General features: G+C 62.1%; 19 protein-coding genes. 8 read left to right on the forward strand and 11 right to left on the reverse strand.

The genetic code is table 11. The features are described from left to right. Nucleotides 1-24: 24 nt before the first annotated feature. The 5 genes from J7I86_RS22170 to J7I86_RS22190 are packed head-to-tail and all read right to left on the reverse strand — an operon-like array spanning nt 25 to nt 5,760. Nucleotides 25-504 (reverse strand): DUF3237 domain-containing protein, encoded by a 480-nt coding sequence (locus J7I86_RS22170; protein ID WP_214823014.1) that lies wholly within the window; start codon nt 502-504, stop codon nt 25-27. After that, the gene (locus tag J7I86_RS22175) at nt 504-2,189 is read right to left on the reverse strand and encodes an ABC transporter ATP-binding protein (RefSeq protein WP_214823015.1); all 1,686 of its coding nucleotides are present in this window, start codon (nt 2,187-2,189) and stop codon (nt 504-506) included. Before J7I86_RS22175 ends, J7I86_RS22170 begins: the two co-directional genes overlap by 1 nt. Further along, entirely contained in the window at nt 2,186-3,049 is an 864-nt protein-coding gene (locus J7I86_RS22180; protein ID WP_214823016.1) for an ABC transporter permease, read from the reverse strand. The genes J7I86_RS22175 and J7I86_RS22180 overlap by 4 nt, the downstream gene beginning before the upstream one ends. Continuing rightward, the gene (locus tag J7I86_RS22185) at nt 3,046-4,059 is read right to left on the reverse strand and encodes an ABC transporter permease (RefSeq protein WP_214823017.1); all 1,014 of its coding nucleotides are present in this window, start codon (nt 4,057-4,059) and stop codon (nt 3,046-3,048) included. Before J7I86_RS22185 ends, J7I86_RS22180 begins: the two co-directional genes overlap by 4 nt. Before the next feature lie 57 nt (nt 4,060-4,116). Then, nucleotides 4,117-5,760, reverse strand: coding sequence for an ABC transporter substrate-binding protein (locus tag J7I86_RS22190; RefSeq protein WP_214823018.1), 1,644 nt, complete (start codon nt 5,758-5,760; stop codon nt 4,117-4,119). Between the two features lie 120 nt (nt 5,761-5,880). Here J7I86_RS22190 and J7I86_RS22195 point away from each other — a divergent pair, with 120 nt between their 5' ends. Beyond that, entirely contained in the window at nt 5,881-6,456 is a 576-nt protein-coding gene (locus tag J7I86_RS22195) for a TetR/AcrR family transcriptional regulator (RefSeq protein WP_214823019.1), read from the forward strand. A gap of 18 nt (nt 6,457-6,474) precedes the next feature. Here the strand turns inward: J7I86_RS22195 and J7I86_RS22200 are convergent, their stop codons facing one another. Both J7I86_RS22200 and J7I86_RS22205 read right to left on the reverse strand, forming a co-directional pair. After that, entirely contained in the window at nt 6,475-6,969 is a 495-nt protein-coding gene (locus tag J7I86_RS22200) for a DUF3237 domain-containing protein (protein ID WP_214823020.1), read from the reverse strand. Next, nucleotides 6,966-8,636: a CocE/NonD family hydrolase gene (locus J7I86_RS22205; RefSeq protein ID WP_214823021.1), complete on the reverse strand. Its 1,671-nt coding sequence runs from the start codon at nt 8,634-8,636 to the stop codon at nt 6,966-6,968. Before J7I86_RS22205 ends, J7I86_RS22200 begins: the two co-directional genes overlap by 4 nt. 157 nt (nt 8,637-8,793) lie before the next feature. Between J7I86_RS22205 and J7I86_RS22210 the strand changes: the two genes are divergently transcribed. Then, nucleotides 8,794-9,363 carry a TetR/AcrR family transcriptional regulator gene (locus J7I86_RS22210; protein WP_214823022.1) on the forward strand — a complete coding sequence of 190 codons (570 nt, stop codon included), beginning with the start codon at nt 8,794-8,796 and terminating at the stop codon, nt 9,361-9,363. Between the two features lie 853 nt (nt 9,364-10,216). On the opposite strand, the gene J7I86_RS22215 is transcribed toward J7I86_RS22210, so the two are convergent. After that, nucleotides 10,217-10,948 carry a GntR family transcriptional regulator gene (locus tag J7I86_RS22215; protein WP_214823023.1) on the reverse strand — a complete coding sequence of 244 codons (732 nt, stop codon included), beginning with the start codon at nt 10,946-10,948 and terminating at the stop codon, nt 10,217-10,219. Between the two features lie 154 nt (nt 10,949-11,102). Between J7I86_RS22215 and J7I86_RS22220 the strand changes: the two genes are divergently transcribed. Genes J7I86_RS22220 through eda form a run of 5 tightly spaced genes read left to right on the forward strand, consistent with a single transcriptional unit; the run spans nt 11,103 to nt 16,826 of the window. Next, nucleotides 11,103-12,485 (forward strand): MFS transporter, encoded by a 1,383-nt coding sequence (locus J7I86_RS22220; RefSeq protein WP_214823024.1) that lies wholly within the window; start codon nt 11,103-11,105, stop codon nt 12,483-12,485. A gap of 13 nt (nt 12,486-12,498) precedes the next feature. Continuing rightward, a complete protein-coding gene (manD, locus tag J7I86_RS22225; RefSeq protein ID WP_214823025.1) occupies nt 12,499-13,710 on the forward strand; it encodes a D-mannonate dehydratase ManD in 1,212 nt (403 codons plus the stop codon). Between the two features lie 11 nt (nt 13,711-13,721). Beyond that, nucleotides 13,722-14,720, forward strand: coding sequence for a sugar kinase (locus tag J7I86_RS22230; RefSeq protein WP_214823026.1), 999 nt, complete (start codon nt 13,722-13,724; stop codon nt 14,718-14,720). Further along, nucleotides 14,708-16,177, forward strand: coding sequence for a mannitol dehydrogenase family protein (locus J7I86_RS22235; RefSeq protein WP_214823027.1), 1,470 nt, complete (start codon nt 14,708-14,710; stop codon nt 16,175-16,177). The genes J7I86_RS22230 and J7I86_RS22235 overlap by 13 nt, the downstream gene beginning before the upstream one ends. Continuing rightward, complete coding sequence (gene eda, locus J7I86_RS22240; protein ID WP_214823028.1) at nt 16,170-16,826, forward strand: bifunctional 4-hydroxy-2-oxoglutarate aldolase/2-dehydro-3-deoxy-phosphogluconate aldolase; 657 nt, start codon at nt 16,170-16,172, stop codon at nt 16,824-16,826. Before J7I86_RS22235 ends, eda begins: the two co-directional genes overlap by 8 nt. A 678-nt stretch (nt 16,827-17,504) precedes the next feature. Here the strand turns inward: eda and J7I86_RS22245 are convergent. From J7I86_RS22245 to J7I86_RS22255, 3 genes are all read right to left on the reverse strand, one after another. After that, the gene (locus J7I86_RS22245; protein WP_214823029.1) at nt 17,505-17,990 is read right to left on the reverse strand and encodes a DUF3592 domain-containing protein; all 486 of its coding nucleotides are present in this window, start codon (nt 17,988-17,990) and stop codon (nt 17,505-17,507) included. 287 nt (nt 17,991-18,277) lie between these two features. Further along, nucleotides 18,278-18,592, reverse strand: coding sequence for a hypothetical protein (locus J7I86_RS22250; protein ID WP_214823030.1), 315 nt, complete (start codon nt 18,590-18,592; stop codon nt 18,278-18,280). Nucleotides 18,593-19,214: 622 nt separating this feature from the next. Next, a complete protein-coding gene (locus tag J7I86_RS22255; RefSeq protein WP_214823031.1) occupies nt 19,215-20,267 on the reverse strand; it encodes a YhcG family protein in 1,053 nt (350 codons plus the stop codon). Between the two features lie 216 nt (nt 20,268-20,483). Here J7I86_RS22255 and J7I86_RS22260 point away from each other — a divergent pair, with 216 nt between their 5' ends. Further along, complete coding sequence (locus J7I86_RS22260; RefSeq protein WP_214823032.1) at nt 20,484-20,786, forward strand: DUF4193 domain-containing protein; 303 nt, start codon at nt 20,484-20,486, stop codon at nt 20,784-20,786. Nucleotides 20,787-20,901 lie beyond the last annotated feature (115 nt).

The raw sequence follows: 20,901 nt of genomic DNA on the forward strand, positions 1-20,901 counted from the left end.
TCTTCTCATCGATGATGCAACTGTCTATACCAGGCGGAAGACCCGGATGATAACGAATCCCGGCTCGGCGCGCGCGTAGCCCACGAACTGCGACTCGGTGAGCCAGGCCAGTGCCGGGTGCCCCGTGCGGAACTGGAAAGCCGTGCGGTAGTACAGGTCCTCTTCTCGGGGTTCCTCACCGGCAAGCATCCGCTCGAAAACCTTCGGCGTGGTACGCCAGAAGCCACGATTGACGACCTCGACCCCCACGGTCCCATCGCCGGGTACATCCGCTTGGATGACGTAGCGGGCATCCAGGCGCACGGTGAGCCCTTCACCGGTCCACCAGTCGCCGCCGCTGTTGAGGATGCGACCGCTCAGGCGCGGACCGGTGAAGGTTCCCCCTGAGACACGGGCGAAGTGCAGGCCCTCACCGGGCACCTTCCCGCCGAGAGGGAGCGCTTCGTCCACCTGGCAACGCAACTCAAAGCAATATTCGAACGCGGGCTCCATCAGTTTGACCATTAGAGGCCCCTCATCTCTTTCACTCGGTGCATTAGCGTGATGGTCGGTATCGCCGAGGTTCGGCCCGGGCGCCTGCGGCGCGGCTTCCATCCTTCCCTCGGAATCGAGTCGAGCAGCAACCGGGTATAGTCGGCCCGCGGTGCATCGAGGATCTCGTCGGCGGTGCCGTACTCCTCCACGCGGCCAGCGCGCATTACGACCACGCGGTCGCAGAGACGGCGGATCACCGTGAGGTCGTGGGTGATCATGAGCAGCGCGACACCGGTCTCGCGGCGGATGGTGTCGAGCAGGGTGAGGATTTCGACCTGCGTGGTGACATCGATCGCTGAGACGGCCTCATCTAGAACAAGGATCTCTGGATCTGCGGCCAGCGCGCGGGCGATAGCGACACGTTGTCGCTGACCGCCGGAGAGTGACTTCGGGCGCTGATCGGCAAGCTCCGGGTCGAGCGTCACCTGCCGCATGAGCTCTTCGATCCGCCGGGTGACCGCCTCGCGCGAGTCCGAGGGGCGATGCACGCGGATGGCCTCCGAGAGGCACTCACGGATCGTCTGCCGACGGTCGAGCGACTGGTAGGGATCCTGGAAGACCATCTGTACCTTTTTCGCCCGGCCGCGGCGTGCCGCGCCCCCGCGGGCGGGAAGACTCCAGTCTTCGCCGGTGACGGTGATGGTGCCGGCATCCGCGCGTTCCAGTCCGCAGATGATTTTGGCCGAGGTCGACTTGCCGGATCCGGATTCGCCAACGATGCCGAGCGAGCCGCCTTGGTCTAGCTCGAACGAGACGCCGTTGAGCGCGACCAGGGTTTCCCTGCCGCCAGTGGCGCCGGGAACCTGGTAGGTCTTGCTCAGTCCGCTTACGGCGAGCACGGATGTAGCGTCGCGGTCCCTGACCAACTCCTCAGGCTTTGCCTCGTCGAGGGCGGCCGCCATCAACACCTTGGTGTACTCCACGCGGGCCTCCTGACGCATCGTTGCCGAGTGCAACGTCTCGACTGTGCGGCCGTGTTGCATGACTGCCACCCGATCGGTCACCGCACTCGCCAGTGCGAGGTCGTGGGTGATGAACAGCATCGAGAGCTCGCGATGCTTGCGTAGGTCTCCGATGACGGCCATCACCTCCTCCTGTGTTGTGACGTCGAGGGCCGTGGTGATCTCGTCGGCGAGCAGGATTTCGGGATCCATCGCGAGCGTCGCGGCGATCATCACGCGCTGGAGAAGGCCGCCGGAGAGTTCCGCGGGATATTGCCTCAGACGTCGGACGGGATCAGGGATCCCGACTTCGTCTAGCAGTTCGGCTGCACGCCTGTCCGCGGCGGTGCGGCGCTTTCCGGCGACGTGCACGAGTGCCTCGGTCATGAAGTCGCCGATGGTAAGGAGGGGGTTGAGGTGCGCGCGCGGCGTCTGAAATACCATGCCGATGCGAGTGGCGCGGAGTTCCTTGCGTTCTTTTGAGCCCATCTCGGCAACGTCGCGCCCGAGGATGCGGATCGCACCGCCCGTCGTGAAGTCGTCGGGCAGGAGACCTGCCACTGCCCGCACCGACAGGGTCTTACCGGAGCCCGATTCTCCGACGAGTCCGACCGCCTCACCCGCCGCGACGGCAAGGGTGCAGTTGTGCACGAGCGTGCGATGCGGCATGGCGATCGACAGGTGGTCGAGTTCGAGAACTGGTTTGTTGCTCATCGTTCCTTCTCTTCTGCCCAGGCTGTGACGCGGGCGCCTATGATCGAGACGGCCAGCACAGTGACGACCACGAAGATCGATGGGAACAGTGCCTGCTCCGGCGCACCCGCGAGGATCCCGGTTTTGCCCCCGGAGATCATCGACCCCCAGTCGGCGGCCGGCGGCTGCTGGCCGAGCCCGAGGAATGAGATCGCCGCGAGGTCGAGCATCGCGTAGCCGAAGCCCACCGCCATCTGGGCGGCGACGACGGGAACGAGCGCCGGTATAAGGTGCCTGAAGCAGATCGCGAGACTCGACACTCCCTGCACTCGAAGCGCCGCGATGTAGGGCTTGCCCAGCTCGCGCGAGGCGGCGGTCTGTGTGAGCCTGGCGACCACTGGGATGAACGCGATCGACAGCGCCACGATGGGCGCGGGCAGTCCCTTGCCGAACATCGCGACCGCGAGCACCGCAAGCACGAGACCAGGGATCGCGAAGATGACGTCGATGATGCGCGCGATCGTACCGCGGGTGATTCCGCCGAACCAGGCGGCCGTGACGGCGAGCAGGGATCCGATGATCGTCGACAGCAACACGATGATGATCGGAGCGAAGACGCTCACCCCCGCGCCGCAGAGGATACGCGAGAGGACATCCCGACCGAGGTCATCGGTGCCGAGCAGATTCTGCGCGGTAGGGAGTCCGTTCTCAGGTCCGGCATACAACTGGGTGGGGTTGTAGGGCGCGATCCACGGACCGATAAGTGCCATGAGCGCCATGAGCGTGAAGGCGACCAGCGCGACGAGGTAAAGCCAGTCCTTCTTCGCGGCATCCTTCACTGCCACCGGCATCTTGCCCTGAGCGAGCTGTCCGACGCTCATGCCTGCCTCCCTGATGAAACGCTGTCGGGGTCAATGACGGCACTAATGAAGTCGGCCAGTGCATTGAGCACCACGAAGATGGTGACAAGCAGCAACGAAGTGACCTGCACGACGGGCAGATCCTTGCGCGCGGCCGCCTCGGTGAGCAGAGACCCGATCCCGCCGAGACCAAAGGCCACCTCGACGATCGCCGCTGCCGCGAAGAGCCCGGCGATCGTGATGCCCGAGATAGCGAGGATCTGCGGTGCTGCGTTGCGGAACACGTGCGTACCGAAGATGCGCCCGCGAGGGATGCCGCGTACTTTTGCGGTGTCGACGTGCTCGGAGTGGAGCTGGGCAACCAGTGAGGAACGCGTGACCCGGCTGATGTAGGCGAGGAACATCGTGGCCAGCGAGAAGGCTGGAAGGATCAGATGCCACAACCGGTCGATACCGTCGCCTCCCTCTCCGAAGACGGGGAACCAGCCGAGGCTCTTCGCGAAGATCCACATGAGCAGGATCGCAACAACGAAGCCGGGGAACCAGCCGAGGCTCTTCGCGAAGATCCACATGAGCAGGATCGCAACAACGAAGCCGGGGAGCGCCAAGCCCAGCGCGGTCAGCAGGCCCATGGTGCGATCCACGGCCCGCCCGCGGGTGGCGGCGAGAATCCCCGAGCCCACGCCGAGGACGAGAATGATGGCCACTGTGAGGAGTACCAGTTGGAAGGTGACGACGAAGCGAGGAGCTACAAGGCCCAGCACATCGGTCTTGTAGACAAAGGATCGACCGAAGTCGCCCACGAAGATACCGGAAAGCCAGTCCCAGTAGCGCGTCCAGATCGGATCGTCAAGATGGTATTCGGCGCGGATCTGCGCGATCAACTCCGGGTTCGGCTTAGCCCCTCCGGCCAGCGCCGACATGGGATCGCCGGGCGTCAGCAGCAGAGCGGAGTAGATCACCACGCTCGCGAGAAGGAGCGTGAGGACGAGGCCCCCGAGCCTTCCCAGTATCAGTTGTATCCAGTTCATTCTGGTGTTATCCCTTCCGGTGGACCGTCGGGCGAGCTGCGCCCGCCGGTGACCGTGCTACTTGCCGCCGAGGTGCAGCGCCCAGGGGCTGCTGGCGATGGCGATCGATGTGGTGATGCCGGTGAGGTCGTTATTCAGGTAGCTCAGCTGATAGGTGCCGGCGAGGGTGGTCTGCAGCTGATCGGGGGTGAAGATCTCCTGCGCGGCCACGAACTCCTTCGTCGACGTCGCCTCGTTTGGAGCGGTGCGAGCAGCCTCCAGGTGCTTCGTCACGTCCGGGTTGTCGTACCCGGACCAGTTGAACACGCCACCCCGGTCAGGAGGCAGCATGAACAGCGACGGGTAGCCGAAGATGCCGGGGGTCTCGAGATAGCCGGTGGTAGTGACCAGATCGATTCCCTTTCGTCTGGCCGGGTCGAAGAACATCGCACCGAAGTCCGACGCCTGCATCTCGTTGATCTCGATCGTCACTCCGATCTCCTTGGCGGAGGCCTGGATGATCTGGGCGGTCTGCTGCAGCTCCTTACCGCCGGCCGGGACCGCGATGACGAGCGGCTGGGAGAGATCTTCTCCGCTCTCCTCGAGCAGCTTCTTGGCCTTCTCGATGTCCTTCTTGGGCGTGTCAAGCGCATCGTATGCCGCCTGGTAGATCTCGTGCTCGCCGGACTTGTTGAACGCGAACGGCGGCACGATGGTCTTCTGCACGTGGCCGAGGCCGTTCATGACGGTGTTGACGTATTGCTCGCGGTCGATCGCGTAGCTCAATGCCTGACGAACCTTGGGGTTCGCCGCCGGTCCCTCTGCCGTGGTAGGGCCGAAGCTATTGGACGCGGTTGACGGTCCGAGGATCATGCGCCCCGCACCCTTGCCCTCAATGCTCGAACGCGAAGTCGCAGGGACGTTGAAGGCACCTTCGATCTCGCCCTCGGTGAGCGCGGTGGTGAGCGTCGCACTGTCCGTAACGAACACGTACTTCAGCGTCTTGACCATAGGAGCGCCGCCCCAGTAGTTCTCATTAGCGGTCGTGACGATCGCAGAACCAGGCTTCCAGTCGCCTTTGCCGAGCTTGTAGGGGCCTGTGCACATCAACCCACCATCTGAGGTGCCCAAGGCGGGGCCAGCCGCCTCAGCGTAGGCCTTGCTCAGTACCGCTCCAGCGCCTCCCGAGATCACATCACGGAACGAGAGATCCGGGGCGTTGAAGTGCACGGTGACCTGGTGATCGCCAGTTTTCTCGAAGCCCTTAATCAATGCGAACGCCGCATACCACTGGGAAGCGGGAGTGCGGTTGCGCTCAAGACTGTAGATCACATCCTCCGGCGTGAGCGCCGTCCCGTCCCAGAACGTGACATCATCGCGCAGATCGATCTGGAACGTGACCGGATCCACGAACTCCGCCTTCTTCGCCAGTCCCTCCGAGATGGAGAAGTCCGGGTCCAGGGTGAGTAGATTGTCACACAGATTCGGCGTGATCAGCTGCGCCGAGGTGCCGGGGTCAAGAGTCGCCGGCTCCCCCTCGACAATCCCCCAGGTCACCTCATCGACGGCCGTCGCGCCGGCGGGCAGCGATTCCACCAATGTGGTCTCGTCCACCTTCGGCTTGTCTCCACCCGAACCTCCCTCACGCGGCGTACACGCCGTCAGCGTGAGGAGGGCCACCGTGCTGAGCACGAACCCGGCGGTGAGTCCGCTTCGTTTCATGGGGTTCCGTCCTTTCGAAACACTTGGGGAGAGTCATCATCGATCTCCCCGGCAAGTATATATAACGTTGTTGTATATCAATGTTGCATTTGGATATCGGTTCTCAGTAGGCTCGAAATCATGCCTAAAGATGTAAATCGCGCGGGGCGTCTGAACGACATAGCCGACGCGACGATCCGTGTCGCCAGAAACTCGGGGGCGCACGCGGTGACCATTAGATCCGTGGCACGAGAGTTGGGCGGTTCCACCACCCTAGTGACGAACTACCTCCCGTCACGCGCGGGACTGATCCTGAACGTGCTCGACCGCGCCAGTGAACAGTGGAACAAGGAATACGTCTCATTGGCCCGCACCCTGTCGCCGCTTGAGCAGTTCGAAGAGCTCATCTGTTGGAGCCCCACTCCGGATGAAGCCGCGTCGGTCTTCCGCACGCTCATCCTTGAGATCGTGGCTAACGCGGATACCGAACCGGTACTTCGTCGTGCTCTGCAACGCGAGTCCCGCAAGTATCGCGACGAGCTTTACATGGCGGCAGTACGTGCCGGGTTCATCGATCCGCAGCTCGCTGCCGACACCGGCTACCTGCTGCTTCGGGGTGTTTACTTCGCGAACGCCGAGGATCCGGAGTACTGGACCACGGCTCGCATGCGCGAGGTGGCGATCGCCACCGTTCGCGCCTTGCCGCGCCAGGACTAGCATCCCCTTCGCCTCGTTCTACAGCACCCGGAAGACCCGGATGCAGACTTGGCCGTCTTCGTCGCGCGCCTTGCCGACGAACTGGTTCTCCGCGAGCCACCGGTGGGCGGGCGCATCCGTCTGGAATACCGGCGCGGTGCGGAAATACATGTCCGGATCGTCCTCGGATACGTGCTCCCCTGATTCCATCCTCGCAATGACGTCAGGCGTCGCGCGGAAGTAGCCGCGGTTGAGCACCTCGATCGCCGCGCCGTCGTCAGCCGCGATTACATATCGAGCCTCAAGCTGCGCCGTGCCCGAACGTTCCACCGCCCAGTCGCCACCGCCAGGGAGAACAGTGCCGTTCAGCCGGGGTCCCGCGACGGCCCCCCCAACGATCGGGGTCAACGACAGCACCTCGTCCGGGCCGCGACCAATATGGACCTCGCGGGTGCATGTGGCCCGGATCTCGAAGACGAACTCGAAGTTCGGTTCAGACAGCGGCGGCTTCTCAGCCTGGTTCTGCTCGGTCATGCGAGTGTTCCTTCCAGCACGGGGATATCGATAGCGAACGCGTCGGGCCCGCCGACCAGGATCGTCTGCGTGTTTGGCTTGGTTTCCTCCCCTTCAGTCCAGGGGTCGCGGCCCGTCCCGGGCTGCGGCAGGAACTCCGGGTAGTCGCTCGCCGAGAGATGCACGCGCAGGCGGTGTCCGGCACGCAGCCGGTAGCCGATTTGGCCAAGGTCGATGACCAGGCTCTCGTCCTCCGTCGCGTTTCGCAACTGCACCTGACCACGGGCGATGCGGAGCGCAGTGCCGTCGGGCGCGACGTCGAGCACGCGCACGAAACAGTCCGCTACGGGCCCCGTCGATCGATAACGAACGCGGGCGGTCACTGGGCCGGCGAGGTCGACATCCGTCGACTGCGCACCGCTCGTGAACACGAGCACGTCGTCGCGGTCGCCGATAGGCCCCTCGTTGGGCAGGTGAAGGAGGTACGAGAAGGCGTCAGGAACGCTGGAGGGCACGAGGTCCTCCGGATCGTGCGTCCAGCTCAGTGCGGTGGCTTCGGTCGGGCGGCCTGCGGAGAGCCCTCCGTCGACATCCGCATACCGAGTCGTCAACCGCGTCTGGGCTGGAGGCCACGTCTCGCTCGTGCGGTACTCATCGGTTCCGCCAAGATTCCACTTGACCCGGGGGATCTCGGATGGCCGACTGTTGCCGCGGACGAAGACCTCGAAGAACTCCAGCGCGGGGTCCAGGTACGCCGGCAGCATCGCGGCAATCTGTTCGGCACTGCGGTCCGCTACCCGATCCTCCGCGGGCTCGAGCAGGGTGTGGTTTTCGTGGTCGATCGACTCGATCCGGAGGTAGTGGTGCGCGTCCCAGTTCGGATGCTGCGCGATCGCAGCGACGTCGGTCCACGAGAGCGGCGCACAGTTGTCCCACCATCCGACCGTGTGCAAAACAGGCAAGGATCGTCCGGCGAAAGGACAGCCGTTTGGAAACCGCTTCAGCGGAACCACCTGAGGCACCCACTGGTCGTAGGAGATCGAGCGCTCTCCGATCATGGTCATAAACTCTTCGGCCTGCCCGGCAAAATCCCGCCGCCTCCAGTCCGGCTCCCACAAGTAGGTGTCATTGCCGAAGAAATGCGTGAGCGGGTACAAATTGGTGATGCCCATCTCCACCTTGCGCGTGCGCTCCCCGAGAGTGCGGTGCACCGGCTCCCCCAGTCCTGTGCCAGTAACACGAGGCGCAATGGCTTTCAGCGCGGGGTGCCCGCTCGCTGCAGCCGCCCACTGCGTGTATCCGTAATAACTGTCACCCCACATAGCCACGCGGCCGTTGGACCACGACTGCGACACTATCCACTCGACCGCGTCGTAACCGTCTTCAGCCTCATGCACGAAGAGAAGTGCCTCGCCCTCCGAACGGAACTTGCCGCGCACGTCCTGGGCCACTACCCGGTATCCGCGCTTCGTGAAGTACTCGGCGACCTGAGGGATGTAGCAGTAAGCACCGCTTTTGTCGTAGGGAAGGCGGATGAGGATCGTGTCTCCGGGGGTCTCATCCGCGGCATCCGGGGCGCCGGGAAGGTAGACGTCGGTGCCGAGGTAGATTCCGTCACGCATACGTACCCGCGCTTCACGGGCAAGATCGCTGACGGGGCCGGGGGCCATGTGCAAGTACTGGGGCATACCACTCCTACGTGGTCTAAGCGTTCCTTAGAGGCAGTGACTAAAACCATATGATCTACCTCATATTTAGTCAAGTCTGACTAGACTAGTAGCGTTGCCGCATAAGCACGTAGTCTTTTCAGGAGCACGATTCCGCACTGTAAGAAGGGAGCGTCAAATGGTACGGCCAACCGTCGCAGACAAGCGGCGCAAGCAGATCATCGAGGCTGCGATGAAGACCATCGCCGAACGTGGCATAGCGCGCACGTCGCTCGACCACATCGCCGACGCGGCTGGTATGTCACGCGGACACGTGCGCCACTTTGTGGGTAACAGGGAAGACCTGCTGGTCGAGACCGCCAAGTACTTCTACGCGGGCGAAGACGGCGCTCCGTCGATCATGCCTATGGATATTTCTTCACTCAACGACGCGCTCGGTTACTTCTTCGGTGGTGCATTCACCGAGTCGAGCGATGAGGATGCCATCGTGCTCGGCCTCGTCGAAATGGCGCGCATCAACCCGCGCATCGCCGCAGTGCTCGCGGAGGCGCACCGGGCCACCCGTGCCAGGCTTTTGGCGCTCGTGGGTGAGGCGCGCCCCGGAGCCTCCGCCGAGCAGTGCTCTTGGGCGGCCGAGGGGATCCTCACTGCAGCAATGGGCAACGTCTTCATTAACGACTTCGACCGCGATCTTGACCGTACCAATCAGGCGCGCCGCGCCGTCGAGGCGATGCTCAGCACGCTGTAGCACGTGTCGGCGGGTCGGGTTTTCTTCCGCTGGGCCAGCCGCCGCTGGATTCCCGAGAGGGCTGGGCGCTGGCCTCCGGATTAGGAATCGTTACCGCAGGAAGCAGCATCGGCTCAGCAACCGCCACATTCCTACTCCCACTCGTCCTTGCCGGACTGGGTATCAACGTGGCGCTCTTCGCCTGCGTGGCAATCCTCCTTATCGGTGGTCTCGTGTGCTGGCTCTGGGCACCTGAAAAGGCGCCGCGAGTCACTCGTCACACTCGACCAGGCCGAAATCACCGGGCAGTCATTCGACCAGGAAACAACCGGAAGTATGCGGTGAACCGCAGGGCCAGGCACTGCTTAATGACGCGCGAGCCTGGCCTGTAAATATCTGCCCAGAGGGTGCACCTATAGCAGGTGCACCCTGTGGGGTTTTCCCCTTATACACCGGTTCTCACCCCGCATCGAAAAATGGCTGGCTGGGATGTGAAAGTAATCCATCTGTATAGGTCACACCTAAGCTGACGTCAGGTCGGCGATGGATACCTGTCAGATCAGGGTCTGATGTCCTTTTCATGGACAGCGGTCTAAGAAGCTCTTAGATCCGAACCTGACGCCTCTGGGATCAGAGGCCACATACGGGCCCTTGTCTGCTCTCAAGTCGGACGAATAGAAGTAAGTGAAGGAACAAGTCTCGGCGTCCTCTCATTGTGCCTTCTTCGCCTGTGAATTGCGGATTGTGGGACGTGACCTTCGTCGCGATGCCTCTATTCTTTCGCGTATTGGGGTCACTCCCGATATTCGTTAGGGAGCCCTTCGTCGTCCGGGCTTGCCTTGATTCCAGGGGTGGGGTGGAACTGCGGCTCCGTTTAGGAGAGGCGGGCGACGCTGCGACGGGATGCACGTGGCGCCGAACCGTCGGAGAAGAGTTCCGGTGTTGCGCCCTGGATGCGTTCGATGTCCTTGAACACTCCGCGGAGATGGAGGCGTAGAGAAGCGTCCGCTGCGGTGTGATCGTCGGTAGCGAGACCATCCACTACTGCGGTGTGTTGCCGGATCAGCGTGGCAACGTGTCCGGAATCGATGAGGCTTAGCCGGCGGGCCCTGTCCAGATGTGCTTTGGCAGAGTTGACGGCGTTCCACGCTGCGCCGTGCCCGGCAAGCTGCAGGAGTTCGCGGTGGAAGTCTTCATCCAAGCGGAAGAACTGATCGATATCCCCCGCCGCCTCGGCACCCCACTGCGCTTGAAGGATCTCACGGAGCCCGGCGACCCCTTGCGGGTCTGCCACGACGTCGGCCAGAGATGCGCACTCGATGGCTTCCCGGATGAATTGGGCTTGGGCTACGCGCTCCAGATCAACCAGCGAAACGAACGAGCCGATCTGCGGAAAGACCTGAATGAGGCCCTCTTCCCGCAGGAGAATCAGACTCTCCCGGACCGGGGTGCGGCTTACGCCGAGTTCCTGCGCGAGCTCGTTTTCCGAGAGCGGCGCACCGGGGGGCAGCTCCAAGGAAATGATGCGCCGACGAAGTACATCCAGAGTCCGGTCACGGACTGACAGCCGGGGAGCCGGGTCGAGCTCAGGTTTCTTGGTAGCCACATTCCAAGTCTAAACCATCGTTGACAAACTAGAATGGTAGTGCTTGTATGGTAGCTATCAACATGAGGTTGTACACCATGTTTGAAGCTCGTCCAACCTCACAGCGTCTCCCGAAAAAGACTCCCCGAATTCATCGCCTGCAAAGGAGCAACTGATGAGCGCAAGCTTTGCGCCTCTGGCCCATGATGCGAAGAAGGCCCGCAAGACCGCGGGAGCTTCTTTCATCGGCACCATGGCCGAGTACTACGACTTCTTCATTTACGGAACAGCGTCAGCGCTGGTCTTCAACAAGATCTTCTTCCCCGAAATTGATCCGCTCCTGGGAACTCTCGCGGCGTTCTCCACGTACGCCGTTGGCTTCTTTGCCCGCCCGCTCGGCGGTATTGTATGGGGCCATATCGGTGATCGGATTGGTCGGAAGAAGGCCCTGATCTGGACCCTGCTTATTACGGGGTTGGGTACTTTCGCAATTGGCCTTATGCCGACCTACGAGACCATCGGCCTTTGGGCTGCGGTCATCCTGGTCTTCGTCCGCCTGCTCCAAGGCTTCGGAGTCGGCGGCGAACAAGGAGGTGCCGTCCTGCTGACCGCTGAGGCTGCACCACCGAAACAGCGAGGCTTCTATGCGAGTTTGGTACAGATGGGATCACCGGCCGCCTACCTCGTACCGTCCGCCCTCTTCGCCTTCCTCACCACGCAGCTTTCGGAAGAACAGTTCCTCGCTTGGGGCTGGCGTATCCCGTTCCTGTTGAGCATCCTTGTGGTCGCCATCGGCCTCTACATCCGGCTCCGAGTGGACGAATCCGAGACATTCAAGGCCGTCAAGGAAAACGCCAAGGCCCAGCAGGCTCCAGTCAAGCTGGTCTTCCGCAAGAACCGCCGCGAGGTCTTCCTCGGCATGGGGTCGAAGTTCGTCGAAGCCGCCGTCTTCCCCTTCTACACCGTCTTTCTGGTGGCCTACTCCAAAAACGTCGGCAACGACTCCGGATTCGTCTTACAGGCCATCATCATCGCGATCATCGCTGAACTCATCATGATTCCCATTTGGGGTTGGCTCACGGACAAGATCGGACGCAAGAAGGTCTTCCTCGGCGCAGCGATCCTCAACCTGTTGCTCATCTGGCCTGCCTTCGCCGCCATCGAAAGCGGAGACACGCTCCCCATCGTCGCAATCCTCGTCGCGGGCCTGGCACTCGGCCACGCAGGAACCTACGCCCCGCAAGCCTCCTACTACCCGGAACTCTTCCCAGTTCGTGGACGCTACACCGGCGTCTCGATTGTGTGGCAGTTCGGCGCCATGATCGCCAGCGGCCCCTTCACCGTCATTGCTACGGCGTTGCTCGTTGCAGGAGGCGGCTCCATCACGGGCGTGGCCATCTACGTATCCGCGCTGATCCTCGTAAGCGTCGTCTGCCTGACCCTGCTGCCCGAAACGGCCCCGAGCCAACTTGGCGGCAGGGAATACGCCGAGTGGACCGTCACGGACGAAGACCAAAGCAACGATACTGCCCACCACAGCACGAACTCCGTGAAGTAAAAGGAAGAAATCAGTGAAGATCACCGATGCACGGGTAGTTGTCTCGTCCCCTGGGCGAAACTACGTGACACTCGTAATTGAAACCGAAGACGGCATTACCGGCATCGGTGACGCCACCCTCAACGGCCGGGAACTCGCCGTCGCGTCCTATCTGTCAGAGCACCTCTGTCCCCTGCTGATCGGACGCGACGCCCGCCGGATCGAGGACACCTGGCAGTACTTCTACAAAGGCGCTTACTGGCGCCGTGGTCCGGTGACGATGACCGCGATCGCTGCGATCGACGTCGCACTCTGGGATATCAAGGGCAAGTCGGCCGGCATGCCGGTCTACGAGCTCCTGGGCGGGGCAGCCCGTGAAGGCGTGATGGTCTACGGCCACGCCAGCGGATCAACGCTGGAGGACCTAAGCGCAGACTTCCAACACCATCTGGATCTCGGGTACAAAGCAATCCGGGCACAGTCAGCGGTTCCGGGCCTGGACAAAACCTATGGGATCGCCCCCGTTGACGGGAAGCTGTATGAGCCGGCAAGCGGCAACGTCCCCCAGGAAGACATGTGGGAGACCACTGCCTATTTGGACTTCGCTCCGAAAATGATGGCCCATGTCCGCGAACAGTTCGGCTACGGCGTGCATGTTCTGCACGACGTCCATCACCGCCTCACACCCATCGAAGCCGGGCGGCTGGGCGCCTCACTGGAGCAGTATCGGCCGTTCTGGATCGAGGATCCCACTCCCGCCGAGGACCAGTCAGCGTTCCGCCTGATCCGCCAGCACACCACAACCCCCATCGCCGTTGGAGAAGTCTTCAATTCGATCTGGGACTGCCAGCAACTGATCACCGAACGCCTGATCGATTACATCCGGACTTCGGTCTCCCACGCCGGCGGCATCACCCATCTGAGGAGAATCTTCTCCTTGGCCGACCTCTACGGCGTTCGCTCCGGCTCTCACGGCGCAGGCGACCTTTCTCCCGCGTCCTTTGCTGCCGCACTTCACGTGGACATGAGCATTCCGAACTTCGGCGTGCAGGAGTACATGGGCCACCGCGAACCAGCCAACGAGGTGTTCACCACCTCCTACACCTTCACCGACGGCTACATGCACCCCGGCGATGCTCCCGGCATCGGCGTCGAGTTCAACGAAGAAGCCGCGGCCGCCTACCCGTTCGACCCCAAGTACCTGCCCATCAACCGCCGACTCGACGGCTCCATCCACGACTGGTGATTGAGCAACCTATGAACAGCGCCACACAAGATACGAAAAACGAGCACTTCGACGTCATCGTCATGGGCGAAATCTTGCTCGAGGTAGCCACCGATGTCCCCTTCGGACACGCGATACCGGCTCAACTCGGCATCTCAGGCGACGCACTCAACGTCGCAGCAGCGGCCGCCGCCGCCGGCGCCCGGACAGGCCTGCTCGCAGTACTGCCCGACGACGACCTCGGTCAGGCGATCGCCGCCAGGATCGCCGAACTCGGCATAGCGACAGACCTTCTGAAGTTCCGCCCCGGCCAACAGGGCGCTTACCTGGTGCACTCCGACCCGCTGGGGCAACGCGAGTTCTCCTACGCCCGATCAGGAAGCGTCGGATCCACCTTGTCTCCGGACGATATAGACGAATCAGTGTTCTCCTCAGCGGGAGCCGTGCTGGCCGGGGGCATCGCCTGCGCAATCTCGGAGTCCTCAAGGGCCGCAGTACTCCGCGCAGCATCGCTCACCAAACGCTTCATCTTCGACCCGAACTTCAGGCCACGATTGACGTCAGCTGGAGAAGCCTCCAGATTGCTTGCCGAACTAGCACCCCAGTCATACCTGGTTACCCCTTCCTTCCCGGGAGAAACGTCAACACTTCTCAATGTTTCCTCCGCAGGGGAAGCCGCTATCAAACTCCGCGCCATGGGTGCGAAGAACGTAGCTGTCACCTGCGGCGCGGACGGTATCCAGCTGGAAAGTGACAGTGTATCGGCCTGGATTGATGCCATTACGGCGCCCCTCGTGGTGGATCAAACCGGCGCGGGCGACGCCTTCGTTGGAACCACCACGGCCCGGATTGTCCGCGGCGACAGCCTTCCGCAAGCAGCCCGCTACGGTGCTGCGGCTGCCTCACTCGTTGTCGGAGGCAAAGGCGGCACCGGGCTCATCCCCACCTTCGAACAGACACAGGCGCACGCCAAAAAGACACAGGCGCACGCCACCGGGATCAAGGAGGAGCGGCTTTCATGGAGCGCCTGAGCGACTCGACGCTTGCATCAGCGGACGGCCTGGAGTCCCGACTCCCCCGTGTGTCCGTCAAACCGGGCATCGTGCATCTCGGCCTGGGTGCCTTTGCCCGTGCCCACACCGCCGTCTTCACCGAGGATGCCATGCTGGCCTCCGGCGACTTTATCTGGGGAATCGTCGGTGTCACGCAACGCTCCGACACCGTAGTCCAGCAACTCGCTCCGCAGGACGGGCTCTTTACTGTCGCCGAACGAGGCGACAATTCCGCGCCGCTCCGTGTGATTTCGAGCATTGTTGGAGCCGTCTCCGGGCGGGACAACCCCGAAAAAGTGGTGGAACATATCGCCGCTCCCACTACGTCGATCGTGACTCTCACGATCACCGAAAAGGGCTACAGGATGGATCCCCGCACGGGGTCCCTTAACACCGCTGACGGACAGATCTTGTCAGACCTCGCGGGTAACCCTCCACTGACGGCACTTGGACAGATAACCCGGGGGATCCAGCAACGTTCCCGCCAGGGTTGGGGACCACTTACAGTCGTTTCCTGCGATAACCTTCCTGGCAACGGCGAGCTGACGGGCAGACTCGTGCGCGCGTTCGCCGCCGCTTTGCCTGACGATGAAGCGGCGCCGCTCTTGGCCTGGATCCAAGCCAACGTCACGTTCCCGAACACCATGGTGGACCGCATGGTCCCAGCCACCACCCCAGGCGACCTTGCCGCCGTCGAACACCAACTCGGACTACGCGACGAAGCGGCGGTTGTCGCCGAACCGTTCATGCAGTGGGTCATCGAGGACAACTTCGCCGGCCGCCGGCCTCGGTGGGAGGATGCAGGCGCTGTGTTCAGTGCAGATGTGGCGGCGTGGGAAGCAGCGAAACTGCGGTTGCTGAACGCGAGCCATTCGATGCTGGCGTACCTCGGACTGGCAACCGGCAAGGCAACCATTGCGGACGCCGTAAACGAGGACTCCTTTCTCACTGCGTGCGAACGGATGATGTTCGACGACGTGCTGCCGACCATCCATCTGCCGGCCGAGTTCGACGCTGAAACCTATTGCAAACAAGTCCTGGGCCGGTTCGCGAACCCCGCGCTCGGCCACACCACCGCAAAGGTAGGAAGCGACGGTTCGCAGAAAATCGGGCTGAGACTGCTCAGCACAGTTCGCGAAAACCTCGACGCCGGACGCGAACCACGGTGGGCGACGCTGGCCGTCGCGGCATGGATGCGTCATGTTGCAACGACGTCTTTGGAAGACCTGAACGATCCGCTGGCGGGCGAGCTTCATGCCTTGCTGCCGGCTGATCATTCGGCCAACGCCGTGGTTCCGGCCTTGCTGGCATGCCGCAGCATCTTCGACGACGGTCTAGCGGCCGACGCCGGGTTCATTCAGCAACTCAAGCACTGGTACTCCATTATTGATGAACACGGGCCTGAGGGCCTGAGAAACGAGATCCTCCATGGCTGACGTCTCCACTATCCTGAACGCCTCCCGAGTCATACCCGTGGTGACAATAGACAACCCTGAGCACGCAGTCCCGGTGGCCCAGGCCCTGGTTGAAGGCGGCGTAGGAATCATCGAACTGACGCTGAGGACCGAATCGGCGCTGAAGTCGTTGCAATGGATCGCCGAGGAAGTCCCCGGCATTCTTGTTGGTGCCGGAACCGTCCTCACCCCTGCCCAAGCCGATCATGCAGCGGCAGCCGGCGCTCAATTCCTCGTGAGCCCGGGAGTCACGCCAGCCCTGCTCCAGCATGTGTTGTCGTTGAACCTTCCGTTCCTGCCCGGCGTGGCAACCGTCGGCGAAGTCATGGCTGTCCTGGAAAGCGGGTTGACCGCCATGAAGTTCTTCCCCGCCGGACCCGCCGGGGGGCCGCCGTACCTTGCCGCCATTGGAGCACCCATTCCCCAAGTACAGTTCTGCCCGACCGGCGGAGTGAGCCTTGCCTCAGCACCGGAATACCTCGCGCTGCCAAACGTCTCATGTGTCGGAGGCAGCTGGCTAACGCCGAAGACCGCAGTTGAAGATCAGGACTGGGGCCGGATTAAGGAGCTGGCGCAGGAGGCTGCGGGTCTGGCAGTAGAACGCCCCGCCCGTACCGATGCGAGCGGCTGATTTAGCGAGCAATACTCCTTGGACTGCCGTCCGGTTCTTCGCATTTGTCTCCGGGAAGCGCCTGCGCTGGCTTCCGTACTCTTCGCCATCGACCGGCCCCAACGGCCCGCGGAGAATTCTCCGCTGTAAACCTTTGCACGTGCATGTCCTTCAATCCAAGGCCACTGCAGAACCTGTTGCACCGGCTTCGGAGTCTCGATCTGACGCCAAACCCGGCACGCTTTCAACCAGCTCCACACGAACCTCCAGGCGTGACTTCTGTCCGGCACCGATCCCGGCCGTACATTTTCAGACCCCGCTACCCGTATCCGATTCACGTCGCGACCTCCCCCTATCGCCGCCTCTGGCGGGGCGTCAGCTGCCTCCCGGGCAAATAAGGGCGACATATGGGTGCTTATCGGCGTTTGGTAGAAGAAGATAAAAACTCGTCCTGCCCTGTTTCGGTTGTTTCCGCAGATTAGTCGCACGTGGCCCATTCGTGGCCAGGGCGCATGGCATGCACCACGGTAAGGAACCGCTCAAGCTGCTCGCGAACCCGGGGCAGTCCGGGACATGAAACCCGGACGACGAGCAATTCCGGGTAAATGGTCTTCGAGGAGTGGAAGCTCGTTGGTCGCGAGGGGATGCTCGATGAGTTTGAGAACGGCGTTTGAACGCGCTGTGGCTTGTCCCTGTCGTTCAGACGGTTCGCTGTCTCCGGCTCTTCCGGAGTTTTTTGATGATGAGGATCAGGCCGAGAGGAAAGGTGAATATCAGCAGGAAGAGGGCGCCGATTCCGCGGACGGAGTTGCCATCGCTTTCGTAGCCCACGACGACGGCCTTTCCGGGGTGCGATTCGCTGTAGATCACGGTGACGTCCGCCCCGACCGTGGGGTGTTGGCCGTGGTTCACGGACGCGAAGGTCGAGTATCCGGTGCCGTCAGCGTCAATGTACTGCACAGTGATGTTCCGGTTCGACGCCTTCCGTACGTCGGCGAAGTCCACAATGGAGCCGGTGGTGTGAAGCCCGGTGCGCGCGAGCTCCTCATCTGAGTCGTTCATCGAGGACCCGATCCCGATCATCACCGGTCCCGTCAGGAGCAATAACGCGACGAACGCGACGCCTCCAAGGCGGGCCCAGAAGGTCTGAGGTCTATTCGGTACGGCGGTATCTGGGAAACTCACGCGTCTATTCTTCCTGATAACGGGTGAGAGACCGGCCACGGGCCAGCCTCCCCTGATCGGCTCGGCGGCGGCCTGGACCAGGGTCAGCTTGATGTAACCGTACCGGTCCTGGCCGGATGCTGTTCCCGGTGCCCGCAGGATGAGTGCGTCGTCGATAGTGACGATGATAGGTTTGCGGCGTTCTCCCTGTGGCGGTGAGGGTGGTGGCGCTTTCGGTCATCCAGGTGTGGGCACCTTGCGCTCCACCTCGGCCCGCTTGCATCGATCTTTTTCCGCTGAATGGCAGGCTATTTCCGAGTCATGGTGACGCTGGCGTTGTGGCGACCATCGGAGCTTTCACCGACGCAAATCTCGGTCATGCTGTTGCTGTCGCGGTTCGCCATGCAGGTTCCGCCACCATATCCTTCGGCTTTGAACTCATCGATGTTCTTACCAAGGCGTGAGGCAATCTCGTTAACGGGTACCTCATGGTCAATGGCCCACGCAACTTCCAGCCTGAGGCAGTGGCTGTCAATGGAAACGCAGCCGGGGTCAACCTTCCGCTCAAATCGATGAGTTTCAGTCCAACCCTCCCCCCGTACGTTGTCAGCTGCAGCCCTCATGGCCGCAGCCTTCTCAGCCTGGCTTCCGCCGCCTCCGTTGATCCCGTTCACCAAGGCGGAGCAACCGTCGAACAGGAGTATTCCGCAGATCGTCAGGGAAAGAGCGATAATGCCGAGAACCCATCCCGTCTTGCTTTTCCTGGGTGGAAGCGGAGCCCACTGCTGGGGCTGGCCGTACTGGGGAAACCGCTGAGGACTTTGTGCAAAGTACTGCTGGGGCGGATAGGGAGGCCTATTTGGGTGCCCCGGTCCCTCAGGTCTCTGCGGCTCCATACCGCTACCCCCATATTCTCTTACCCGGACTTTTGTAAGGATGATGATGCGTTTCCTTCCGAGACGATCATGTCATGTCAAACCTGCCACCCCCTGAGCAGGGTCGCCGTAACGACCTCGTGGAGACCAGCGGATTCGAACGACTGACCGAGGATGATTGAAGGGCGCCGTCCATCCCCCGCTCTGCTTCTGAGCTACGTCCCCGGGTTCGGTGTCGGGCGCCGAACGGGCCCCCATCACCGCATCGTCCGCTTTGACGACCCGGATGGACAACTGGGCTTGCTTGCTTCACACGAATCACCACAGCAGAGCCCTTGTCGGCGTTAGCATCCCGGTCGTCCCAGTGGGCCTAGCCGGGGTTGGGCTGTCCATCCTCGGGTTCGGCCCATTCGAGCGCTGCTACAAGGTGGCCTTCGTTGGGCAGCGCTTGCTGTTCGGCCGCGGGGAGTTTGTCGTAGGTGTAGGCTGCAACGGCCATGGGTGACGTGGAGCGGCCTAGGCTGTATCTGACGCTTCGGTCGTTCTTGGTGCCGCAGATCAGGATGCCGATGGTTTCGTTGTGGTGCTTCCGGCGAAGCACGTCATCGACGAGAGCCACGTAGAAGTTAAGTTTGCCGGCGTACTCGGGCTGGAACTTTCCTGTTTTTAGTTCGATAACCACGTACCGGTTCTGGTCCATGTGGAAGAACAGCATGTCGACGTAGTAGTCGTCGCCGTCGACATCGAAGTGAACTTGCCGGCCGACGAACGAAAACCCTGGTCCCAGCTCCCTGAGGGTTTCGGTGATCCGGCTGGTCAATGCCAATTCCAGGTCCCGTTCGGCGACTTCCCCTGAGAGACCCAGAAATTCGAAGTTGTAGGGGTCCTTGGCGACCTGCTGGGCCAGCTCGGAATCTGGTCCAACAAGCCGTTGGACAAAGTTCGACGGTGCCGCGCCGGTCCTTTCCAGGGTTCGGTTCATGATCATGTTCAGCAGGACGTTGCGGGACCATCCGTGTTCAACTGCGGCGCCGGCGTACCAATCTCTATACTGGCGAGTGTCGGCCTTGTCCAGAAGAACGGTGACATGCCCCCACGGCAATTGTGCAACGGCTTGTTGCACAATTGGGTCCGGCCATGCGGCGGCAAATGCCCGCATGTAAAAGAGGTTCCGCCGAGACAGGCCCTTCATCTCGGGGAACTCTGCCCTGAGGTCCTCGGCCAGACGTCCCATGACTCCACTCCCCCACTGCTCGACCTGCTGGCGCTCCAACACTGTCTTGCCGATTGACCAATACAATTCGATCAGTTGCGTGTTGACGGTTCGAAGGGCGGTCAGACGCGCGGACCGGACCCGGTCCTTGAGCGCGGCCAAAAGATCGGTGTAGTCCGCGGGCAGGGCCAGGGCGCGTGCATCAGTCATGAACTCCACCCTAGTAGGCTGCCACTGGCGCTCAGGATTCATTTGTCCAGACAGCGTCTGGACAATCGACATCTCCGGGAGGAGACATGCGACTCCCCTCGGGGCAATCTTCTCCCACTACGTCTCTCTCCAGACCATTTGTCCGTGGGAACAATTACGCGGTGGTGCGCGTTGCATGGAGGCCAGAATCGAACACGAGAAATGAGAATCACTTAGGTGGCAACTGATTACGATGATCTCCGCTCCGACGTCAAGGAATCGCAGGACCGCTCGCTGGAGGCACTGAAGTCTGCCAACGCGCCTGATGCCCGCAGCGTGGTCACTGAATTGAACGAGGCCGATGCCCTCGATGAGGGCCTAACACCCGGAGGAGAAATTGTCTCCGAAGAACTCATCGTTCAGGTCATCCCTCAGGCAGAGGACGAGTTCACCTGTTACTCCTGCTTCCTGGTCCGACACCAGTCCCAACTTGCCCGTGAAACCAATGGCCACTCATACTGCATCGAATGCGAAGGCTAAAGCCGCTGTACGGCGACGAATGGAACGGCATCGCAGAATCGCTCCGGGAGCCGCCAGATCTCGGGCGTTGGGGTTGCGCAACGGAGTCCTGCCCGGCCGCGTAGTCTGTCGGCCT

It is taken from the genome of Arthrobacter sp. ISL-95 (genome assembly GCF_018613695.1).
Classification (GTDB): domain Bacteria; phylum Actinomycetota; class Actinomycetes; order Actinomycetales; family Micrococcaceae; genus Arthrobacter.